This window comes from Nostoc sp., assembly GCF_036917535.1.
GTDB lineage: Bacteria > Cyanobacteriota > Cyanobacteriia > Cyanobacteriales > Nostocaceae > Nostoc.
In genome coordinates this window covers 51,135-71,898 of record NZ_JBALDA010000034.1, presented here as the reverse complement: position 1 = coordinate 71,898, position 20,764 = coordinate 51,135, and the positions used below count along the sequence as shown (strand labels likewise).

The window sequence follows — 20,764 nt, the reverse complement described above, 5'->3', positions numbered from 1 at the left end:
TATACACTTGTGCTTGTTTAGAATAATCCATTGAGGCAATCTCAACGTCTTTCATCAGTCAGATTTCAGAGGATTGTCTACCCCATTAGGATATAGATAAAGTGTGATCTAGCAAAATCAGAAGCAGGTGTAGTGGTGTGGCGTATTAGTAAACTTTGGCTGCAAGGGCTGGGATTAGAGTTTTGGTTGCCTCTACCACTAGTAGCGGTTGTGTTTTGGCTTGGCTGTAGTTTTCTCGCTGCTCAAGAGTTAAGCCGACCCTATTCCACAGAAAATAAACTTCAGTCAGATACCCAACTCGAAGCACGGATATCAGTCAATGTGTTACTCATTAACGCCACCGTTAATCGAACTAAGAGAATTACCCAGATTGAAGTGGAAACAGCAGATCCCATCCTGAAGCGATTGGAATTAGAACTTCAAACAATAGAATTCAACCAAATAGAAGCGACAATTGCCCAAGAACTAGGTCTACCCCGTCAGGATGTTAGAAAATTAGTGCGCTATGAATTTGCACAGTAACATTGATCCGATTTCAGGCTAGTACCGCAAGGCAAAAGTCAAAAGTCAAAATTATTATGGAATAAGCTCTTTAGGGATTTTAAATGGTTGCTCGTCTTACAAAGTTGAGGCAGTCTGTTGGCGGGGTTTCCCCGCTTAAAGGAACTGCCGTCTGATGCCTGCGGCAGGCTGCGCCAATGGCGGCAACCGCCGCTCAACGCCAGTTCGCCCAAATCGGGAAACCCTTTCCCTTGCGACTGGCTCGACTCTGCGCTATTTACGCTGTGGCGTACTAGTAAGGTGGAAATTAACTATAGTTGAAAAAGTTATAAAAGCTGATTAATCATTGCCTCCTTTCCACGCTCACTATTAATACAAAGAAAGATAAACCATGAATGGGTTTATCGGCGAGGCTGGAAAAGAATCTATCTAATCTATAAGTTTTCTTACCTGATTTACTAATACCAATTCTGTATAAAGATGCCCCAAATTATATAAGGAACGAACCGCAAAGGGCGCATAGACACGAAGTGGCTTCCCGCAGGGTAGGACACAAAGGAAGAGAGAAAATTTGGCGCAGCTTCACAAAGAAATAGTATAACTACAACTTCATCTCCTGCAAGCAAATACAGATCATTCTCTCGCCATAAATGTTTACGAAAAAACAGCCAAAACAACGTTGCCCAAGGTATTACTGTATGAAAGAATCTCAACATAGTGCCATAACTAACACCAATCCTTGTTTATCGAGTAATTCTCAACATCGTAAGGCCCCTAAAAGATAACATCGCTAAGATTATCTGGTTCAATTGACGTATCTTTGTAGCGTTTATCTGCGGTAACAGACACTGTAGTAGTGATAAAATGTCGGGCATAGGCTGATCAATAGTTTTTGAGTTATCGTTTGGGAAGACAATTACTCTACTACAGCAGCCCTCTCAACTTCATCCTCTTATTTTGGCTAAGGTATTGTAAAGAGACAAGTTAATCATGAACAGAGATGATTTGCTATTTGAGTTTCAAAACATTAGAAGGCAGATAGAGACACTGTATAAATACATTGAAGTGACACCAATGCAGCAACAGGCGATTGCAGAGTTAGGAGCTCTTGACGTTTCTATCAGCAACCTAGAGATACTCAATGAACAAATGCAGGCTAATCTAGAAACAATGGCAATTATTCAGGAACAACTGCTACAAGAAAATGAAAAGAAAATAAAAGAACGCAAGTTTTATCGTGATTTGTTTAAATTTGCACCTAATGCTTATTTGGTAATAGATGCCCAAGGAAAAATTAAAGAAATCAACTATGTTGCTGCTGCTTTATTAAATATGTTGCCCAGTTTATTAGTTGGCAAATTATTAATTAATTTCGTCTCTAGGGAAAAGCGTCCATTCTTTCGTAACAAACTGAACCAATCGTTGAATGTAAAGTCTGTGCAAGAATGGGAAGTAACTATCTGTCCGCGTAACGCTCAAGCTTTTGATGCTTTACTCTTAGTGAAGCCTGTCCGAGAAACTTTGGGGACGCAGAATTTACTACAGATATGCTTATATGATATTACCAAGTACAAGCATGTACAGCGATCGCAATTAGCAGCAAGTCAGCAACCTGTCTTCAGCGAACCTATAAAAACGCCTCATAAGCTTAATGGCTTACACGTACTGTTTATAGATGACGAAGCTGATACCCGCGAGTTGATTACAGCAGTGCTAATGCAATGTGGGGTGATGGTGACAACAGTTGCCTCTGTTACTGAGGCGCTATCTGAGTTGGAGCGATCGCGTCCCGATGTCATCATTAGTGATATCAGAATGCCCGATGAAGATGGCTATGCTTTGATTCGCAAAATTAAGGCACTAGAAATAGAGAAGGGATGGCAAATTCCCACTGCTGCCTTGAGTGCTTATCTTGCAGAAGACCGCGCAAAAGCAATAAGAGCAGGTTTCCAGTCGCACTTGCATAAACTTGCTCAACCAACGGAGTTAATAGCAATGGTTGCACAGTTGGCTGGACGAGGTTAAAGAGGCATGGGGGCAGGGAGCAGGGAGCAGGGGAGAAAAAGATTTTAGTTTTTGAAAAAGCAGAATTTTATATCAATAAGTAAAAGTATAGAATTTTCTTAACCGAAAGATTTCAGACTTAAGTAGATATCTTTTCCCCAGGAAATATGGACAGCTTAACTGAAAGTAAGAAAGCCGCTCATGCAATGGAAGTGTTTGCTGGCGATGGCGAGATGTGTGAGCTGATGCGACGCAAGGACTGGTCAAAAACTTCGCTCAGTTCAGTTGAAAACTGGCCGCAAAGCCTAAAAACATCTATTCGGATTATCTTAGGTTCCCGCTATCCAATGTTCGTTTGGTGGGGACAGGAACTACTTAACTTCTACAATGACGCTTATATTCCTGTCTTGGGTAAGCGACACCCTCAAGCTTTGGGTGAATCGGCTCGTAATATCTGGGCCGATGTTTGGCATTCGGTTGGGCCGTTTGCAGAGGACGTGTTGAATCTTGGTAAGCCGTCATGGAATGAAGAATTCCTTGAGATTATGGAGCGAAATGGCTATCCTGAAGAAACCTACTTCACCTTTTCTTACAGTCCGATTAGCAATGACGATGGTGGAGTCGGGGGTATCTTTTGCGCCTGCACTGAAGACACTAGGCGAGTATTAGATGATCGCCGCCTGCGGACATTGCGTGAATTAGGTACAGAGACGGCAAAAGCCAAGACTGTGAACGAGGCTTGCAACATTTCCACCAGCGTGTTAGCAAACAACCCTCACGACATCCCCTTTGCTCTCATTTATCTACTAGAGAATGAAAGCTTTGCCCAACTTGCGAGTACAACAAATTTAGCCGTCGGAACCCTTGCCAGCCCAACTGCAATTGAGCTTACCTCCGTGCTGAAATCGGCTGATTTTTGGTCACTCAACTCTGTTTTAGCCACTGGTGAAAGCCGAGTCATTAAGAATTTAGTGGAACAATTTGGGTCGCTTCCAGGCGGTGCTTGGACTGAATCACCAAACACTGCGATCGCACTACCACTTACCGGGGCTGGACAAGAAATCTTAGGGGCGATGATTGTTGGGATTAGCCCCTTAAGACCATTCGATGATGATTACCAAGGTTTTTGCAATCTGGTTGCAGGGCAAGTGACAACAGCGATCGCTAATGCCCGTGCTTATGAGTCAGAACGCAAACGCTCTGAAGCATTGGCACAGCTAGACCAAGCAAAGACGGCTTTTTTTAGCAACGTCAGCCACGAATTTCGCACGCCCCTGACGTTAATCCTCAATCCACTTGAGCAAGTACTCGCTCTTGAATACGGTTCACTCCTACCCAAACAACGCGAACAACTCGATATTGTCCAACGAAACGCTATTAGACTGCTGAAACTAGTAAATACCTTATTGGACTTCTCCCGGATTGAGGCAGGCAGAATACAAGCAGTCTATGAGCCAACCGACTTAGCAGTATTCACAGCCAATCTGGCATCAGTTTTTCGTTCGGCGATTGAAACAGCAGGACTGCAATTAATAGTAGATTGTCCGCCCCTGTGCAACCTCGTGTACGTAGACCGCGAAATGTGGGAGAAAATTGTTTTTAACTTAATCTCCAATGCGTTCAAGTTTACCTTTGTTGGTGAAATTGCCGTTTCATTACGCCCAATTGGTGACAAAGTAGAGTTAAAAATACGAGATACAGGCACAGGCATTTCAAGCGAAGAGTTACCCCGAATTTTTGAGCGCTTTCACCGTATACGAGGCGTACAGGCAAGGAGTCATGAAGGGTCAGGCATTGGGCTAGCTTTGGTGGCTGAACTCGTTCACTTACATGGTGGCACTGTAAATGTAGAAAGTGTCTTGAGTAAAGGAACGACATTTACAGTCACGCTACCCACAGGCTCATCGCACTTGCCAAATAATCAAATTAGTACCAAAAACCCACTGGCATCGACTTCATTAGGTGCTGCTCCCTATGTCGAGGAAGCACAGCAATGGCAAAAAGAAGAAGATTTGTGGGTTTGGGGCCGCCACAAAGTGGCGGCCCCAAACCCACCCCCGATAAAACCCTCTCAGTTCTTGACTGCGCGCATTTTGTTAGTCGATGATAATGCCGATATGCGAGACTATATGGCGCGTCTGCTATCAAAGCAATGGCAGGTAACAGCTGTTGCTAATGGAGCAACTGCACTAGCTGTCGTTTGTGAGCAACCGCCAGATTTGGTACTTACTGATGTGATGATGCCAGAATTGGACGGGTTTCAATTGCTGAATGCATTGCGCGCAGATCCAAAGACAAAAGGTATACCCATCATCCTGCTGTCAGTTCGTGCGGGAGAAGAGGCGGCAATTGAGGGTTTGCAAGCAGGGGCTGATGACTACCTGATCAAGCCTTTCTCTGCTCGTGAACTGCTTACTCGTGTAGAATCTCATTTGCAAATGGTACGTTTGCGCCAAGAATTATCTTCTAATCGCCTCAAAGATGAATTTATAGCAACAGTTACACATGAACTTCATGCTCCTTTAGTTGGAATCTTGGGCTGGACTCGCTTACTGCGTTCAAAGGAACTTGACAAGGCTACTGCTTTACATGCTTTGGATACAATTGAGCGCAATGCCAAGAACCAAGCAAAGCTAATTGAGGATTTGCTGGACATTTCAACGATTATCTCAGGTAAAGTTTGCTTGCAGAGCCAGCCAGTTAAACTCACAAAGATTATTGAAGAAGTTATTAATACAATGTCCTTAAATGCTAAGGAAAAGGGAATTAATATTGTCAAAACTTTGCAGGCAACTTCCCAACAACGTGACACCGTTTTAGGCGATCGCGATCGCTTGCAGCAAATTCTCAAAGAATTACTTGCCAATGCGATTAAATTTACATTAAAGCAAGGAGTAGTAGAAGTTCGGCTTGATACTATTGATTCTCTAGCTACGATTCAAATCAAGGATACAGGTGTGGGAATTAGTGCCGAGTTTCTGCCCGACGTATTTGATCGCTTTACTCAAGCAGAGGTTCCTAGCAGACATTCGCCAGGAGGACTAGGATTGGGGCTGGCGATCGCTCGTCAACTCGTAGAACTGCACGACGGTACAATTGAGGCAGCGAGTGAGGGAGTTGGACGAGGCGCAACGTTTACCGTCAAGCTGCCATTAGTTTGACAACTTATTCACGTAGACAAGTTTGAGAAAGTATAGTAATGTACGCTTTAAAAAGAGAGTTAAAACTAAATAACAAAGAACGCTCTCTAATGCGTGAAAGAATATGCAAGCTAAATACGACACAGAGCAAGATATTCTACGGATTCGTTGGTCAGATGCACCAATTGAAGAAAGCGACGAAGAGCAGTCGGGATTCATTCTTGACTACGATCAACAAGGCAATGTTATTGGTGTAGAAATTCTCAACGCTTCCCATAAAATTAGCCAGTGGCAACAGTTAACCTCATTGATTAGGGCTGATGGCTAATCCATAGGGTGTAGTCAAAACCCTTTGATAAATTGAGGCAGCGAGTGACAGAATTGGACGAGGTGCAACGTTTACCGTCAAGTTGCGATTAATTTGACAGGGCAATATGGCAAAAGACATTTTTCACGATACTGTGAAGCTGGCACTGCAAAAAGACGGTTGGACAATTACCCACGACCCGTATCGCCTACGCTATGGTATTGCCGATATTTACATTGACCTGGCCGCAGAAGAAGTGATCGCTGCCCAAAAAGCAGGACGTAAAATAGCAGTGGAAGTAAAAAGCTTTGTCAGCGGTTCAAATGTTTCTGAATTTCATACCGCCCTTGGACAATTTCTAAACTATCGCATTGCCTTAGAAGTTTCAGAAGAACCAGACCGCATTCTTTATCTGGCAGTTCCAAGCGATGTACATCAAACCTTTTTGCGTTTTGAGCCAGCTAAAACGGTATAGAACGTTATGAAGTTCGCTTGATTATTTACAATTCAAATCAAGAGGTAATTGAACAATGGATAGAATAAACCAATATCGCCAAATTATACGTGATTTCTTACAATATTTTGCTGCTGACGATCCAGAGGCTCAATTAATTTTTGATACTGAGCGCGATCGCTATCTCGTCATGCATAATGGTTGGCGCGGCGAGTACGGCATCTACGGTTGTGCAATGCAGCTAGACCTGATTGAAGGCAAAGTTTGGATTCAGCACAACAGTACTGAAATTTTTATTGATCGAGAACTGATTGGACGCGGCGTTGCACCCCAAGATATTGTTTTAGGATTTCGATCGCCCAGCGTGAGAGAACGGCTTGCCGCTGCTTTATACACAGATGGCAGTAAGCTTTAAAATGATAAAAATCCTAGAATTAGTTAAAGGTATATCAAGGAAAATTTGAAACGGGAATAGAAGACTATTTTGGTCGTTAGTAGCTAGCTTATTTTAAGAGAAGATACTGTAACACAAGTCTGTTTCTAATAACGTGAAAGCAAAAGCTGCTACAACCTGCGCGAAACACGGAAACGTGAAAGCGGAAGCTCTTGCAGTCAAAGCGGAAGCTGCTACAGCCTGCGCGAAACACGGAAACGTGAAAGCGGAAGCTCTTGCAATCAAAGCGGAAGCTGCTACAGCCTGCGCGAAACACGGAAACGTCAAGGCAGAAGTTGCTGCTGCGCCATTCAATAGCTAGCGAATGAAATTCTTGCAAAATTAGCCAGAGCTATAAGTGCCATGCAACGATCTCAAAGAGAAACTGTCACGCTAGAAGATATTGTCATCACCGAGGAATTGTCCCGGCGAAACCCTCGTCCAGCAAACTTACTCTCGGAAAATCAAGCATTGCATGGGTTGGCGCGGCAGTTGGTAAATCAGCCCCAAACGATGCTTCAGAGTTTAGTTGACATAGCACTAGAATTGTGCATGTCTCAAAGTGCAGGAGTCAGCTTGCTAGAAACAACCTCTACAGGGGAAGAAGTCTTTCGCTGGAATGTATTAGCAGGGTCGTTAGAACAGTACGTAGGCGGCACTACCCCTCGCAACTTTAGCCCCTGTGGAATCTGTCTTGATCGCGGTACTCCCCAGCTTTATGAGCATCCCGATCGCTATTTCACTTATCTCCAGGCAGCAAACACTCCCATTGTTGAAGGATTAGTGTTACCGCTGATTGCGGAGAATCACGCCCTCGGCACGATCTGGATTATGTCGCACGATGAGCAAAGACATTTTGACAGTGAAGATGTACGGGTGATGACGAGTTTAGCAGATTTTACGGCTGCCGCCCTCTTACTCAATCAGCGACAAACTCAAGAATTGCTGGCTGTCAACGCTACTTTAGAAGCGGAAATTGTTGAACGCAAGCAGGTACAAGAACGAACGCGTGCTTTGATTGAGAATTTGCCAGGCGGGGCGGCGTTTGTCGTTGATCGCAATCTCCGCTATCTCCTCGCTGAAGGAGAAGCTTTGGGAGTAGCCGGATTTAAAACAGAAGATTTTGTCGGGCAGACGATTTTCGACGTACTTCCGCCGGAATTAGCTGCATATTACGAAGGGTTTTATCGTCAAGCTCTTGCTGGTGAGTCGTTTGAACACGAACACAATGCACACGATCACACTTACGTCTCACGAGGAACGCCGCTTTATTCTGCAAACGGCGAAGTCTATGCAGTGCTTGCCGTTTCATACGACATATCCGAGCGTAAACAAGCAGAAGTTGCTTTGCGCCAGAGCGAAGAACGATTCCGCTTATTCGTCACCGCTAGCTCGGACATAATATACAGAATGAGCGCAGATTGGAGTCAGATACGTAACCTCAAAGGTAAGAACATCCTCGTCAGCACTGAGAAGCCCAGCGACACATGGCTTGAAACGTATATTTCCAAGGAGGAGCAGCCGCAGGTATGGGCTGTCATCCAAGAAGCCATCCGAACCAAGAGCACGTTTGAGTTGGAACATCGGGTTATTCAACAGGACGGCACAATCGGCTGGATGTTCTCGCGCGCCATCCCAATGCTGAATGAGCAAAGTGAAATCATTGAATGGTTTGGAACAGCAAGTGATGTGACCGATCGCAAACAAACCGAAGCAGCGATCACTCAAGACCTTCAAGATACACAACTGTTGCGTGACCTAAGCACGAAGCTCGTTACCGAAGGCAACATTCAGGCGCTTTATCAAGAGATTATGGCAACGGCGATCGCCCTCACAGGGGCAGATGCTGGAACGGTGCAAATTCTCGATGAAGCAACGCAAGAACTGGTGCTGCTCGCTACCCAGGACTTTGAGCAAAATATGACCGAGCATTTCTACCGCGTCAACGCCAGTTCAAACACGCCTTGTGGCATTGCACTGGTAACCGGCGATCGCACCTTCATTGATTTCGATGTACAAGAGAACGAAGACCCAGATGGCTCAATGCGATTGCACCTTGAGGCAGGTTATCTCTGTGCCCAGTCCACGCCGTTGATTACCCGTTCGGGCAAAGCGGTCGGTATGATTTCAACCCATTGGCGCAAACACCATCGACCGAGCGATCGCCAACTGCGGTTTCTTGATTTACTCACCCGCCAAGCCGCCGATTTGATCGAACGGCGAACGGTAGAAGAAACTTTGCACGAGAGCGAGGAGCGGCAGGCGTTTCTGCTGAAGTTGAGTGATGCGCTACGGCCGCTTGCCGATCCCTCCAGAATAAAGGCGATCGCTGCAACTCACTTAGCTGAGCGGCTCAATATTGCGGCGGCGGGGTACGCGGAGACAGAGCCAGGTGGACTCACCGCCGTGCTCACTGACGAGTACAATGACGGCCGTATACCCAGCCTGAAGATGCGTTACACCCTTAGTGATTTTGGGAGCATGGCCCAAAGGATGCAAAGCGGAGAGTCGGTTTTCTTCGCCAATCACGACGACGACGGTAGCATGACCCCTGAGACCTGGGCGGCGTTTGCGGCGATCAACGTGCGCGCAGGTGGGGCTATCCCACTGATCAAGGGAGGTACTCTTGCGGCCTATCTCTTCTTCGCACACCCAGAGCCGCGCGACTGGATGCCGTCCGACCTGAAAATCTTAAGCGAAACTGCGGAGCGCACTTGGGCGGCAGTCGAACGCGCCCGTGCCGAAGCCGCCTTACAGAAATCGGAAATTCAACGGATTCGAGAACAAGCCGCCCGCGAAGAAGAACGCCAACGTGCCGAATTTCTTGTAGAACTTGATCGCGCCAAAACCCTTTTCTTCAGCAATGTCAGCCATGAATTTCGCACCCCGCTAACGCTGTTACTCGCTCCTCTGCAAGATGCCTTGAGTGATTCGGCCAATCCCCTAACTTCTTCACAACGAAAACGGCTGGAACTTGCACATCGCAACAGCTTGCGTTTGCTGAAACTTGTTAATACCCTGCTTGACTTCTCCCGCATCGAAGCCGGACGCATGGAAGCAGTTTATGAACCAACCGACTTGGCACTGTACACAACTGAGTTAGCCAGTGTATTTCGTTCCGCCATTGAACGGGCTTCTTTGCGGCTAGTGGTCGATTGCCCATCATTGCCTAAGCCTGTATACGTAGACCGGGAAATGTGGGAGAAAATTGTGCTTAATTTGCTCTCCAACGCCTTTAAGTTTACCCTAGAAGGCGAAATCGCTGTCAAGCTGCATCTTGCTGATGACCATCATGTAACACTACAGGTAGAAGATACAGGCTTTGGAATTGAGCCGGAGGAACTGCCCCATTTGTTTGAGCGATTTTACCAAGTGCGAGGGACAAAAGCCAGAACTCATGAAGGTTCGGGTATTGGTCTAGCTTTGGTGCAGGATTTAATTCGACTGCATGGCGGAACTGTAGATGTAAGCAGCACTGTAGGACAAGGAAGCTGCTTTACTGTCACAATTCCATTAGACACAGCACACCTACCAAGCGTTAGCGTCGCGAGGCGTGATAGCGCACGTAGCATCACAGCAACACGCACCTTGACATCAACGGCATCAGGTGCAACACCTTATGTTCAGGAAGCAGAGGGCTGGTTGCACCAAGAGAGCGCGGGGAGAAGAGAAGCAGGGGAAGCAAGGGAGGCGAACTCAAAAATCATTTCGGCGGACGTAAAAACCATTTCAGCGAACTCAGAAACCATTTCGACGAACCCAGAAACCATTTCAGCTAACTCAGAAACCATTTCAGCGAACTCAAAAACCATTTCGACGAACCCAGAAACCATTTCGGCGAACCCAGAAACCATTTCCGCAGACGCAAAAACTATTTCGGCGAACTCAGAAATCATTTCGGCGAACTCAGAAATCATTTCCGCAGACGCAAAAACTATTTCAGCTAACTCAGAAACTAGAACTTCTTCCCCAGATTCTCCAGCCTATATCCTTATTGTCGATGACAACACCGATATGCGCGATTACCTCAAGCGGATATTAAGCGAACACGATGTTGAAGTTGAAGCTGTTGCGGATGGGGCAGCTGCACTGGCAATTGTTACTGAACGAGTGCCTTCTCTAGTTCTTTCTGATGTAATGATGCCCCAGATGGACGGCTTTGAGTTATTGAAAGCATTGCGTGCCGACGCCCGAACAAAAGAAATACCCATCATCCTGCTGTCTGCCCGTGCAGGAGAAGAGTCTGTAATTGAAGGACTCCAAGCTGGGGCTGACGATTACTTGATTAAACCCTTCTCTGCTACTGAACTTGTTACCCGTGTCTTAGCCCATCTCCAAATGGCACAGTTGCGCTCCCAAGCGCTCCACCAGGAGAGAACAATTAACCGTATGAAGGATAAGTTTTTAGCAGAAGTTTCTCACGAACTGAATACCCCCCTAGTCGCTATTCTTGGTTGGACGCGGTTACTTCGTAGCAGCCAGCCTAATCAAGCCATGCTGATGAAATCCCTGGAAACGATAGAACGCAATGCCACCCTACAAGCCAAACTCGTTCAAGATTTGCTCGATATCTCGCGAATCACTGCGGGTAAAGTTAACCTGAATCTTCAACTAGTTGAACTGCAACAAGTGATTGAAGCTGCGATCGCCACAGTGCGTCAATCTTACCAAACCAAAAATATTCGCCTAGAGTGTGCGCTTGCTCCTTTACCAGTAACAGTTCAAGCCGACCCAGACCGTTTACAACAAATTGTCTTAAATTTACTGACTAATGCTATCAAATTTACTCCTTGTGGGGGAAGAATTGAAATTAGTCTGCAAACTGATGAAAATCAAGCCCAGATTATATTAAGTGACACTGGCTGCGGAATAGATGCTAGGTTTATACCATACATTTTTGACACATTCCGTCAAGCATCAGGCTCAAAAAAAGGACTAGGGTTAGGACTGGCGATCGCACGTAACCTTGTAGAACTCCACGGTGGTACTATCTATGCCCAAAGTCCAGGAGTCGGGCAGGGTGCAACTTTTATTGTTAACTTTCCGTTGAGCGGTAATAGTATTTAAGTCTTAAGGCAGTTTTTTAGTAGTTAAAGTTTGTTCTAGGCTAAATAATTGCCCTCTAGCTTAAGAATAAATACTATTATCTATCTACAAATGTTAGTCAGATAGTTTATATTTAACATTAATAATACATTGTTTTGAGAAATTTTACTGAGTACTGTTAACGATACTTATTACATTAGCTTGGATGCTTCAGTAATTATTTAGCAGCGCAAAGAGGTAATAATATGAGTAAATCAGTTTGCCAGCAAGAGTTAGAGACTTTATTAAATTACCTTCAGCAAAATCATGCTTATAATTTTTCAGATTATAAGCAGCTGAATTTGATAGCTCGGTTACAAGACCGTATGCAGCAATTAAAAGTTGAGAAATATAGTAAATACTTGCAATACTTACAAGATAAACCTGAAGAACTTAATGTTTTAATTGACACCATTTTAAAGCATTCCACTGACTCGTTTTCTGAGCGCGATTCCTGGGATTATTTAGCTAACAAAATCATTCCCCAAATTATTAAAAGCAAGCATCCAGATGAAAGAATTCGAGTTTGGATTGCTGGCTATGCTTGTGGACAGGAAGCTTATGCAGTGAGTATGTTGCTAGCAGAAGCTCTGGGTATGGAGCAATATTTGCAACGAGTGCAAATTTTCGCCACTGGTATAGAAGAAGACGCGCTTTATTGGGGGCGACAAGGTCGTTATAGTGACTCCGAGCTAGCAGACATTCCCCGTGAATTTTTGTCTAAGTACTGCGAGCAAATTGAGCAATTTTATATTTTTCGCTCCGAATTGCGTAGGTCAATCATCTTTGGTCGCCATGACTTAGTTATGAATGCACCCATATCTAAAATTGACCTGCTTGTGTGCCGCAACGTCCTAAAGTCTTTCGACGCAAAAATTTACGCAACTATTCTGATTCGCTTTCATTTTGCCTTGAACGATAACGGTTTTCTTTTTTTAGGAAAAACAGAAAGCTTGACTAACGAGAAACAAATCTTTATCCCCGTTAGTATGAAGCATTCGATTTTTCATAAAGCAGGGAATCTTAGTTTGCAAGAATACTTGCAGATTCGACCTGAATCTGCTGAAAAGAAAGTACATAACTCTTCAGATTTTCAAATTATCCACTTTTGGCAAGCTGCTTTCCAAAACAGCCCATTTGCCTTACTTGCAGTCGATTGTCATGGTTGCCTGATTATGGCTAACGAGCAAGCTCGTACCCTGTTTGATCTCAAAGACGACGATCTAGGTGTGCGAGTGCAAGATTTAGAAATAGGACAAGTTGCAAATCTTAGAGACTTGATGAAGCGGTTAAATCGCGATCGCTGCTTGATAAGTAAAAAGAATCTAAAGTGGACAACTAGCCACAGCACCCGTTATTTCGATATCTATATCACGCCAATAATAAAACCGAATGGTAGCCTAATTGGAGCAAATCTCACTTGTATTGCAATACCTTTGCCAAATTACGAGGGTTCAATACCTGTAGAAATCGGATGAATACGTTCTCAAGATGTTAGTCGCAGGATCTCCTGTTTGATATAGCTATAGCCATGTTTGTTAGGACGTAGAGTATAAGAGTTACCATTACGTCTGGAAACTGTTCTCAAACAAGCAGCGTCCTAACATTGTTGGCTACAGCTATAACTGAATTCTACCAGAATGCCTTGTGCTTTTGCTTTCTGATAGTAGAACCGTAGTAAACCCTGTGCCTGTTCTGTTTGTATTTCTAAATTTATTAAATTCACAGTGAGTTGACTAGAAGTTGCTAGCTCAATGCTGTAACTAATCATTAGACCTCTTGCATAAGTCGAATACTCCCCTTAATCCCGCCTTTAAAAGGGCTACAGTGTACACACAAGTCTGAAATAGCTGATTAACCAAGGTTTTACCCCACCCTAACCCTCCCCTTTACAAGGGGAGGGAACCAGAAATCTTATTACCCCCCTTTCTAAGGAAGGATTAAGGGGGGTAATGCAACTTGTGTGTACAACCGTAGTTGGAAAGGGGAAGGAACTAGATTTCTTTTTTCCCCCCTTTCCAAGGGGGGATTAAGGGGGGTAATGCGACTTGTGTATACACTGGTAGCCCCTTCACAAGGGGAGCCACTGCGTTGGGCGGCTCTGCCGACTTGTACCCCTTCGGGGAAGCAAGCTACGCGCAGCGTCTCCCTTTGGGAGAAGCAAGTGGCGTGAGGGTTGGAGAGGGGTGATTCAAGGATTTTTGCAACAGGTCTAATTACTTCATTCATCCGTGTTGTCTTTTAGCTTGAGGGATAAATGTGATTCAAAAGTGAAAAGTGAGTAGGATAAATGATTTATTCACTTTTCATTCACATTTATCAGTAATCCTGAAATAGAAGCAGATAAGAAACCTAATACGGCTCGCATCAAATTTAAAAACTCTAATTTTCTACTATTTAGATATTAATAAATTTTCCTTTTTAACTTACTTCTTTTTATAGGAGATGTTGTGATGAATTTCTATTCAGTTAAAAATGCAATTGGCATCATTTCTACTCGTCAAGCTGCAACACAGGTGCTTGATGAACTTAGAGCAATTGACTTTCCTATGCAAAAAATTTCTATGTTTCCTTTAGACTCTAAACACGAAAAGTTGCATGGGGATGCTAATGCAGATAAACATACCATAACTCCGATCGAAAGTGCTAAAGCAGGCGCAATTACAGGAGGAACAGCCGGGGGCTTTCTGGCACTCACAGCCGGACTTGGCGTATTAGTTATTCCTGGTTTTGGACCGGCATTAGCGGTTGAATCTGTACTGGGTACACTGCTGGCGGGTGGAGCTAGTGCGATTTTTGGCAGTGTATATGGTGCATTTCAAGGTTGGTTTGCTCCCGAAAGGCAAGCTACATTCAGTAAGCCAACTACCTTTCAAGAAGAACTTTTGGTGAAGGTAGAGGGAACAGCAGATGAAATCTGGCAAGCAGAATTCATTCTCAGTTACTGGGGTGTGCGAGAGTGGCATGTTTATGAACCTAGCAAAAGATTCTGGTAATAACACCAATTTAAAAAATGAAAGGTACAAATTCAAACAGAGAAATCCTTACTTAAATCTGATCAGTCTTAATTACGAATTCGTTTAACGGTTACTTAATTTTGGAGACAAAGATGACAGCTACTTTTGCCCAGACATCAAAAGATTTACTCAACTATGAATGGCATACTCTAGGTGAACAAAAGGTTGTACAAACGTTAGTCAGCCATACTGAAGCAGGTTTGACCCATGAAGAAGCTACCAAACGACACCAGCAGATGGGTGCAAATCAACTGACTACTAAAAGTGGAAAAAGTCCTTGGCTACGATTTTTAGAGCAATTTAATCAACCACTACTATATATTTTATTGACGGCGGGAGTGGTGACACTGCTGCTGCGAGATTGGATAGATGCGGGAGTAATTTTTGGTGTCATCCTAATTAATGTCATCATTGGCTACATTCAAGAATTGAAAGCAGAAGGTGCGATCGCTGCTCTATCCAAAGCTGTTACCACTGAAGCAACTGTAATTCGCAATGGTCAAAAAACTCGTTTGGCTTCGATAGAACTTGTTCTGGGTGATTTGGTATTGCTGGCATCTGGGGATAAAGTACCCGCCGATCTGCGGCTATTAAGTGTGCGTGAGTTGCAAGTTGACGAGTCTGCCTTAACAGGCGAATCCGTTCCGGTTGAGAAAGTAACGGCATCGCTGGCTGTGGAAACACCGTTAGCCGAACGCAGTAATATGGTGTATGCAGGAAGTTTCGTCACCTTTGGACAGGCAGAAGGGATTGTAGTAGCGATCGCAGATGCCACCGAAACCGGTCGCATCTCGCAGCTAATTGAAAGCAGCACAAATTTGAAAACACCGCTGACGCGAAATATTGACAAATTTAGCAAAAGCTTGTTGTATGTCATTTTAGGTTTAGCTGCCCTAACATTTGCAGTCGGATTAGGACAAGGCGAATCTTGGATTGATGTTTTCAAAGCGAGTGTAGCTTTGGTAGTCAGCGCGATTCCAGAAGGATTGCCTGCGATTGTCACCGTCACTTTAGCGATCGGAGTTTCCCGGATGGCACGACGTCAGGCGATTGTTCGCAAGCTACCAGCTGTGGAAACCTTGGGAAGTACCACCGTTATTTGCTCTGATAAAACTGGGACGTTAACTGAGAATCAGATGACGGTTCAAAAGATTTATGCAGGTGGGCAACATTACACGGTTAGCGGTATTGGTTATGCCCCAGACGGTGAAATCCTCATGAATGCACAGCCTGTTGATTTCAATGCAGATGGACATATTGCTCTTTGGGAATCCCTAGAAGCAGGATTGCTTTGCAATGATTCTCACATCGAATGGGGAGATGGACAGTGGGATTTAGTAGGAACCCCAACCGAGGGAGCATTGATTACAGCTGCCAATAAAGCGGGATTGACGCAAGCAAATCTAGAGCAAGAATTACCTAGAATAGACACTATTCCCTTTGAATCCCAATTCCAGTACATGGCGACTTTGCATAAATTAGATGCAAAGCGATCGCTCAATGTCATTTATCTCAAAGGTTCTGTAGAGGCAATTCTTCAACGATGCGATCGGATGCTTGATGCTCAAGGACAAGCTCCTCTCAATTCTGCCGCAGTGGAACAGGAAGTTGATCGCATGGCAAATCAAGGTTTACGAGTGCTAGCTTTTGCTAGCAAAGAAGTTACCTCTAACAAAGGTTCCTTGAAGCGCCATGATATTGATCAAGGACTGGTGTTTTTAGGACTTCAGGGCATAATTGACCCGCCCCGTAAAGAAGCGATCGCCGCAGTCAACGCCTGCCAATCTGCCGGGATTCAGGTAAAGATGATCACTGGGGATCATGCACTCACAGCAGCTGCGATCGCCTGCCAAATGGGAATTTGCTCGACTAAAGCACAGGTCTTTACCGGACAGCAATTAACTCAGATGAATGAAAAAGAATTCACCCAAGCGGCTGAGGAAGGTATGGTATTTGCACGAGTTGCCCCAGAACAAAAATTGCATCTGGTAAAAGCGTTGCAGTCTCAGGGTGAAATTGTTGCCATGACTGGAGATGGTGTCAATGATGCTCCCGCTCTCAAACAGGCAGATATTGGTGTAGCAATGGGCATAGCCGGGGCAGAGGTGGCCAAAGAATCGGCGGATATGCTTCTAACTGACGATAACTTCGCCTCAATAGAAGCTGCCGTGGAGGAAGGACGTGGTGTTTACCGCAACTTACGAAAAGCGATCGCCTTCTTGCTGCCGATCAACGTTGGCGAATCCATGACGATTTTAATTGCCATTCTCCTAGCCACCGTACTTCCCATCTTACCAATCCAAATTCTCTGGCTCAACATGGTTAGTTCAATAGCATTGATTGCTCCCCTCGCCTTTGAGCCAAAATCTGGACAGGTGATGCAACAACCACCGCGCAACCCTAGAGAAAGACTTTTATCAGGTGGGTTACTCCAACGTATCATCGCGATTTCCGTCTTCAATTGGCTGGTAATTTTTGGGGTGTTTCAATGGATACTTCAAACTACAGGCAATGAACCATTGGCGCGCACGATGGCAATTAATGGGCTGGTGGCGGCAGAAGTCTTTTACTTGTTAAGCATTAGCCAGTTTTTACCATCTCTATTCGTGAGAATCCAAGGTAAAGGCACACCTGTAGCTTATGCACCTGCGATCGGAATTGTGGCTGTAATGATTTTACAATGTCTGTTCAGTCAGTGGAGCATGATGAATCAAGTGTTTGATACCACACCTTTAACATTTATCCAAGCTCTCATTTGCATGGGTGTAGGTTTGCCAGTGGTGTTTATAGCTCTCATCTTGCAGCGTTTCGATCCGCTCAACTAGGGATATACAGCAGTTTTCATTTGCATGAAGTACAAAGTTACGGGTTTTGAAGGCAGGAGGCAGGAGGGAAGAGGTAGAAACTCTTTATATTTGATAAATCAGTCCTGGATTTTGTACCTCACTTACTTGCAATCTGCTGTAGAAGTCCGATAGTGGTTTTATCCAATGCCAAATGATTAGGTTAGGACATCCAAAAATTAAATTATTCAATTCCTGCATCTAAATACAACTATTAATTTCTGCCCTGCCTCCTCTGCTCCCCAAGTCTCCAAAGCGATTGATTATTTTTTTATTTGGAAGTCCCTTAGAACCGCACCCAAATAAATTAAAAACTCCATCAGTACATTTTGCTAGGTATGATATTTAATTTGTAAGCATTTACCTAGTAATAATCAGCTATGACCCAGAACTACCGGATTACTCTACTCCCCGGCGATGGCATTGGCCCTGAAATTATGGCAGTGGCGGTAGATGTGCTGAAAGTCGTAGGAAACCAATTTGATCTGAAGTTTGAATATCAAGAAGCCCTGATCGGTGGTGCAGCAATTGACGCTACAGGCGAACCATTACCATCTGCCACTTTAGATACCTGCCGTAACAGTGATGCTGTATTACTCGCTGCGATTGGTGGTTATAAGTGGGATTCCCTGCCATCCAATTTACGCCCAGAAGCAGGTTTGTTAGGGTTACGTGCCGGTTTGGGATTATTTGCCAATTTGCGCCCAGCGAAAATTTTGCCCCAGCTAATCGACGCTTCAACTTTGAAACGCGAAATTGTCGAAGGTGTGGATATTATGGTGGTGCGCGAACTCACTGGTGGAATTTACTTTGGTAAACCTAAAGGGATTTTTGCTACCGAAAACGGTGAGAAACGCGGTGTAAATACAATGGTTTACACAGAGTCAGAAATTGAGCGTATTGGGCGGGTAGCGTTTGAAGCGGCTAAAAAACGCGGTGGAAAACTTTGTTCGGTAGATAAGGCAAACGTATTAGAAGTATCTCAGCTGTGGCGCGATCACATCACCCAACTTTCTCAAGAATATCCAGATATCGAACTCTCTCATTTATATGTAGATAATGCAGCTATGCAGTTAGTACGCGCTCCTAAGCAGTTCGACACCATAGTTACAGGCAACTTGTTTGGTGATATTCTCTCTGATGCTGCTGCCATGCTCACAGGTAGTATTGGGATGTTACCCTCAGCTAGTTTGGGCGCTTCTGGGCCTGGTGTATTTGAACCAGTCCACGGTTCCGCCCCAGATATCGCTGGAGAGGATAAGGCAAATCCTCTAGCACAGGTTTTGAGTGTAGCAATGATGTTACGCTACGGTTTAGACCAGCCAAAGGCAGCAGATCATATCGAACAAGCTGTATTGCAAGTTTTAGAACAAGGCGATCGCACCGGAGATATAATTTCTCCAGGAAAAAACCTCTTGGGTTGCCGCGCTATGGGAGACTCACTTATTAAGGCTATTGAACAAAAATAATTTTATAGATCAACTTGGGCAATTTGGCAATCTTTGCTATAAGTTTCGGGTAGACTAAAGGGAAATCTAGCAATCAAATAACAGTCGATAGTGTACGCATTACGACAAGGACAAGCAAATTTTACCGCCCCCAAGAACCAATCGCCTCTGATTGATCCTGCCGTAATCAGAGCCGCTGGGCAGATTTACTACATTCACTGTGAAGTTCATCCCGAAATAGCTGGGCAACCTTCCGGTGTAGCAATTAATCGTGTGACTCATCGAGGTAAGGTTATTTTTACTAACCAACCAGTTCTTTTACCTCAAGAGTGTTTTGTGCCTTTAAGTCAAATTGAATCGCACATGTATTAGTCATTGGTCAGTAGAGACGCGACGCCAGTCGCTACAACGGGGGGAACCCCCGCAACGCGCTGGCTCATTAATCGCGTCTGTACAATGGTCATTAGTTATTGACAAAGAACAAATGACACAGCACAAATGACACAGGATAAATGACAAAGGACAAATGACTGTATGGACATTTTGTTCGCCATCCCGGCGAGTGTAATGGTCTTTGCTTTGGGTGCATCTATCGGTAGTTTTCTCAATGTTATTGTTTATCGCCTACCTGCTGGGTTGTCAATTCTTTGGCCGCCTTCTCGTTGTCCTAAATGCTTAAACCAGCTAAAAGCTTACGACAATGTACCAGTGTTCGGCTGGATTTCCTTAAGAGGGCGGTGTCGATATTGCAAAAGCAAAATTTCTGTCCGTTATCCTGTGGTAGAAGGGGTAACGGGCATAATTTTTTTACTAATTTTTTTGGTATTTCAAGTTTCGACTTTAACAATAGGCTACTGGGCTTTTTGCAGTTGGTTATTGGCGCTATCGCTCATCGACTTAGATACAATGACCCTACCCAACCCACTTACTCAGTCAGGTTTAGTAGTGGGGATTTTGTTTCAAATGGTAGTTGGTTTTCTACCAGAGGGTAGTTTTGTGGCATTGGTAAATCACTTGATAATCGCTATAGTTGGTGCAGTATTAGGATTATGGCTGTTTGATGCGATCGCCCTATTGAGTTCAATTGCCTTTGGAAAAACTGCAATGGGTGCAGGTGACGCCAAGTTAGCAGCCATGATGGGAGCCTGGTTAGGCTGGAAATATTTGCTCTTGGCTAGTTTTATTGCCTGTGCGTTGGGAGCGTTAATTGGCATCGGTGTTTTGATTATGCAGCGATCGCGACAAAAATTGGGACAAAAGATACCTTTTGGCCCTTTTCTGGCTTTAGGATCTGTGATTACCCTGTTTAGCGGCGAAGCCATTTTGTCTAGCTACCTGCGGTTATTTTTTCCAACCTCTTGAATTGGAGTGGGGAAGAGGGAGCTGGGGAGAAATCAATTCAAAATTCAAAATGACGCTCGCGGACTCGCTAACGCTGCGCTAACAAAATTCAAAATTGAAGATTCAATGCCCAATGCCCCATGCCCAATCCCCTTTCATAAGAAATATTTATAATTTGTGACTGTAACCAA

General features: G+C 44.5%; 15 protein-coding genes and 1 pseudogene. 14 read left to right on the top strand and 2 right to left on the bottom strand.

What is annotated here, in order from left to right; genetic code table 11:
• Window positions 1-135 precede the first annotated feature (135 nt).
• Window positions 136-522: a hypothetical protein gene (locus V7K56_RS10925; RefSeq protein WP_334910275.1), complete on the top strand. Its 387-nt coding sequence runs from the start codon at window positions 136-138 to the stop codon at window positions 520-522.
• 154 nt (window positions 523-676) lie between these two features.
• Window positions 677-844: a hypothetical protein gene (locus tag V7K56_RS10920; protein ID WP_334910273.1), complete on the top strand. Its 168-nt coding sequence runs from the start codon at window positions 677-679 to the stop codon at window positions 842-844.
• Window positions 845-1,103: 259 nt separating this feature from the next.
• Here the strand turns inward: V7K56_RS10920 and V7K56_RS10915 are convergent.
• Window positions 1,104-1,376 (bottom strand): annotated as a pseudogene (locus V7K56_RS10915) (transposase); the annotation flags it as partial.
• 115 nt (window positions 1,377-1,491) lie between these two features.
• On the opposite strand from V7K56_RS10915, the gene V7K56_RS10910 reads away from it, so the two are divergent.
• The 7 genes from V7K56_RS10910 (at window position 1,492) to V7K56_RS10880 (ending at window position 13,402) form a co-directional block, all read left to right on the top strand.
• Window positions 1,492-2,526: a response regulator gene (locus tag V7K56_RS10910; protein WP_334910271.1), complete on the top strand. Its 1,035-nt coding sequence runs from the start codon at window positions 1,492-1,494 to the stop codon at window positions 2,524-2,526.
• 146 nt (window positions 2,527-2,672) lie between these two features.
• A complete protein-coding gene (locus V7K56_RS10905; RefSeq protein WP_334910269.1) occupies window positions 2,673-5,666 on the top strand; it encodes a hybrid sensor histidine kinase/response regulator in 2,994 nt (997 codons plus the stop codon).
• Between the two features lie 103 nt (window positions 5,667-5,769).
• Window positions 5,770-5,973, top strand: coding sequence for a DUF2283 domain-containing protein (locus tag V7K56_RS10900; RefSeq protein ID WP_334910267.1), 204 nt, complete (start codon window positions 5,770-5,772; stop codon window positions 5,971-5,973).
• Window positions 5,974-6,079: 106 nt separating this feature from the next.
• Window positions 6,080-6,427, top strand: coding sequence for a XisH family protein (locus V7K56_RS10895; RefSeq protein WP_334910265.1), 348 nt, complete (start codon window positions 6,080-6,082; stop codon window positions 6,425-6,427).
• Window positions 6,428-6,482: 55 nt separating this feature from the next.
• Window positions 6,483-6,821, top strand: coding sequence for a XisI protein (locus V7K56_RS10890; RefSeq protein ID WP_334910263.1), 339 nt, complete (start codon window positions 6,483-6,485; stop codon window positions 6,819-6,821).
• Between the two features lie 381 nt (window positions 6,822-7,202).
• The gene (locus V7K56_RS10885; protein WP_334910261.1) at window positions 7,203-11,906 is read left to right on the top strand and encodes an ATP-binding protein; all 4,704 of its coding nucleotides are present in this window, start codon (window positions 7,203-7,205) and stop codon (window positions 11,904-11,906) included.
• A 224-nt stretch (window positions 11,907-12,130) separates the two neighbouring features.
• Window positions 12,131-13,402 (top strand): CheR family methyltransferase, encoded by a 1,272-nt coding sequence (locus tag V7K56_RS10880; protein WP_334910259.1) that lies wholly within the window; start codon window positions 12,131-12,133, stop codon window positions 13,400-13,402.
• Window positions 13,403-13,524: 122 nt separating this feature from the next.
• Here the strand turns inward: V7K56_RS10880 and V7K56_RS10875 are convergent, their stop codons facing one another.
• Window positions 13,525-13,695 (bottom strand): hypothetical protein, encoded by a 171-nt coding sequence (locus V7K56_RS10875; RefSeq protein WP_334910257.1) that lies wholly within the window; start codon window positions 13,693-13,695, stop codon window positions 13,525-13,527.
• 682 nt (window positions 13,696-14,377) lie between these two features.
• Here V7K56_RS10875 and V7K56_RS10870 point away from each other — a divergent pair.
• The 5 genes from V7K56_RS10870 (at window position 14,378) to V7K56_RS10850 (ending at window position 20,594) form a co-directional block, all read left to right on the top strand.
• Window positions 14,378-14,920, top strand: coding sequence for a hypothetical protein (locus tag V7K56_RS10870; RefSeq protein ID WP_334910255.1), 543 nt, complete (start codon window positions 14,378-14,380; stop codon window positions 14,918-14,920).
• 113 nt (window positions 14,921-15,033) lie between these two features.
• On the top strand, window positions 15,034-17,766 hold the full coding sequence (locus V7K56_RS10865) for a cation-translocating P-type ATPase (RefSeq protein WP_334910253.1): 2,733 nt from the start codon (window positions 15,034-15,036) through the stop codon (window positions 17,764-17,766).
• Window positions 17,767-18,164: 398 nt separating this feature from the next.
• The gene (leuB, locus tag V7K56_RS10860) at window positions 18,165-19,253 is read left to right on the top strand and encodes a 3-isopropylmalate dehydrogenase (protein WP_334910251.1); all 1,089 of its coding nucleotides are present in this window, start codon (window positions 18,165-18,167) and stop codon (window positions 19,251-19,253) included.
• 90 nt (window positions 19,254-19,343) lie between these two features.
• Window positions 19,344-19,604 carry a hypothetical protein gene (locus tag V7K56_RS10855; protein ID WP_334910249.1) on the top strand — a complete coding sequence of 87 codons (261 nt, stop codon included), beginning with the start codon at window positions 19,344-19,346 and terminating at the stop codon, window positions 19,602-19,604.
• A gap of 162 nt (window positions 19,605-19,766) precedes the next feature.
• Complete coding sequence (locus V7K56_RS10850) at window positions 19,767-20,594, top strand: prepilin peptidase (RefSeq protein ID WP_334910247.1); 828 nt, start codon at window positions 19,767-19,769, stop codon at window positions 20,592-20,594.
• Window positions 20,595-20,764 lie beyond the last annotated feature (170 nt).

Bases quoted from the DNA above. Each gene is read 5' to 3' on its own strand.
- V7K56_RS10870 (WP_334910255.1), top strand. From the start codon at position 14,378: ATGAATTTCTATTCAGTTAAAAATGCAATTGGCATCATTTCTACTCGT.
- V7K56_RS10920 (WP_334910273.1), top strand. From the start codon at position 677: ATGCCTGCGGCAGGCTGCGCCAATGGCGGCAACCGCCGCTCAACGCCA.
- V7K56_RS10885 (WP_334910261.1), top strand. From the start codon at position 7,203: ATGCAACGATCTCAAAGAGAAACTGTCACGCTAGAAGATATTGTCATC.
- V7K56_RS10905 (WP_334910269.1), top strand. From the start codon at position 2,673: ATGGACAGCTTAACTGAAAGTAAGAAAGCCGCTCATGCAATGGAAGTG.
- V7K56_RS10875 (WP_334910257.1), bottom strand. From the start codon at position 13,695: ATGATTAGTTACAGCATTGAGCTAGCAACTTCTAGTCAACTCACTGTG.
- leuB (WP_334910251.1), top strand. From the start codon at position 18,165: ATGACCCAGAACTACCGGATTACTCTACTCCCCGGCGATGGCATTGGC.
- V7K56_RS10850 (WP_334910247.1), top strand. From the start codon at position 19,767: ATGGACATTTTGTTCGCCATCCCGGCGAGTGTAATGGTCTTTGCTTTG.
- V7K56_RS10865 (WP_334910253.1), top strand. From the start codon at position 15,034: ATGACAGCTACTTTTGCCCAGACATCAAAAGATTTACTCAACTATGAA.
- V7K56_RS10880 (WP_334910259.1), top strand. From the start codon at position 12,131: ATGAGTAAATCAGTTTGCCAGCAAGAGTTAGAGACTTTATTAAATTAC.
- V7K56_RS10900 (WP_334910267.1), top strand. From the start codon at position 5,770: ATGCAAGCTAAATACGACACAGAGCAAGATATTCTACGGATTCGTTGG.
- V7K56_RS10910 (WP_334910271.1), top strand. From the start codon at position 1,492: ATGAACAGAGATGATTTGCTATTTGAGTTTCAAAACATTAGAAGGCAG.
- V7K56_RS10895 (WP_334910265.1), top strand. From the start codon at position 6,080: ATGGCAAAAGACATTTTTCACGATACTGTGAAGCTGGCACTGCAAAAA.
- V7K56_RS10890 (WP_334910263.1), top strand. From the start codon at position 6,483: ATGGATAGAATAAACCAATATCGCCAAATTATACGTGATTTCTTACAA.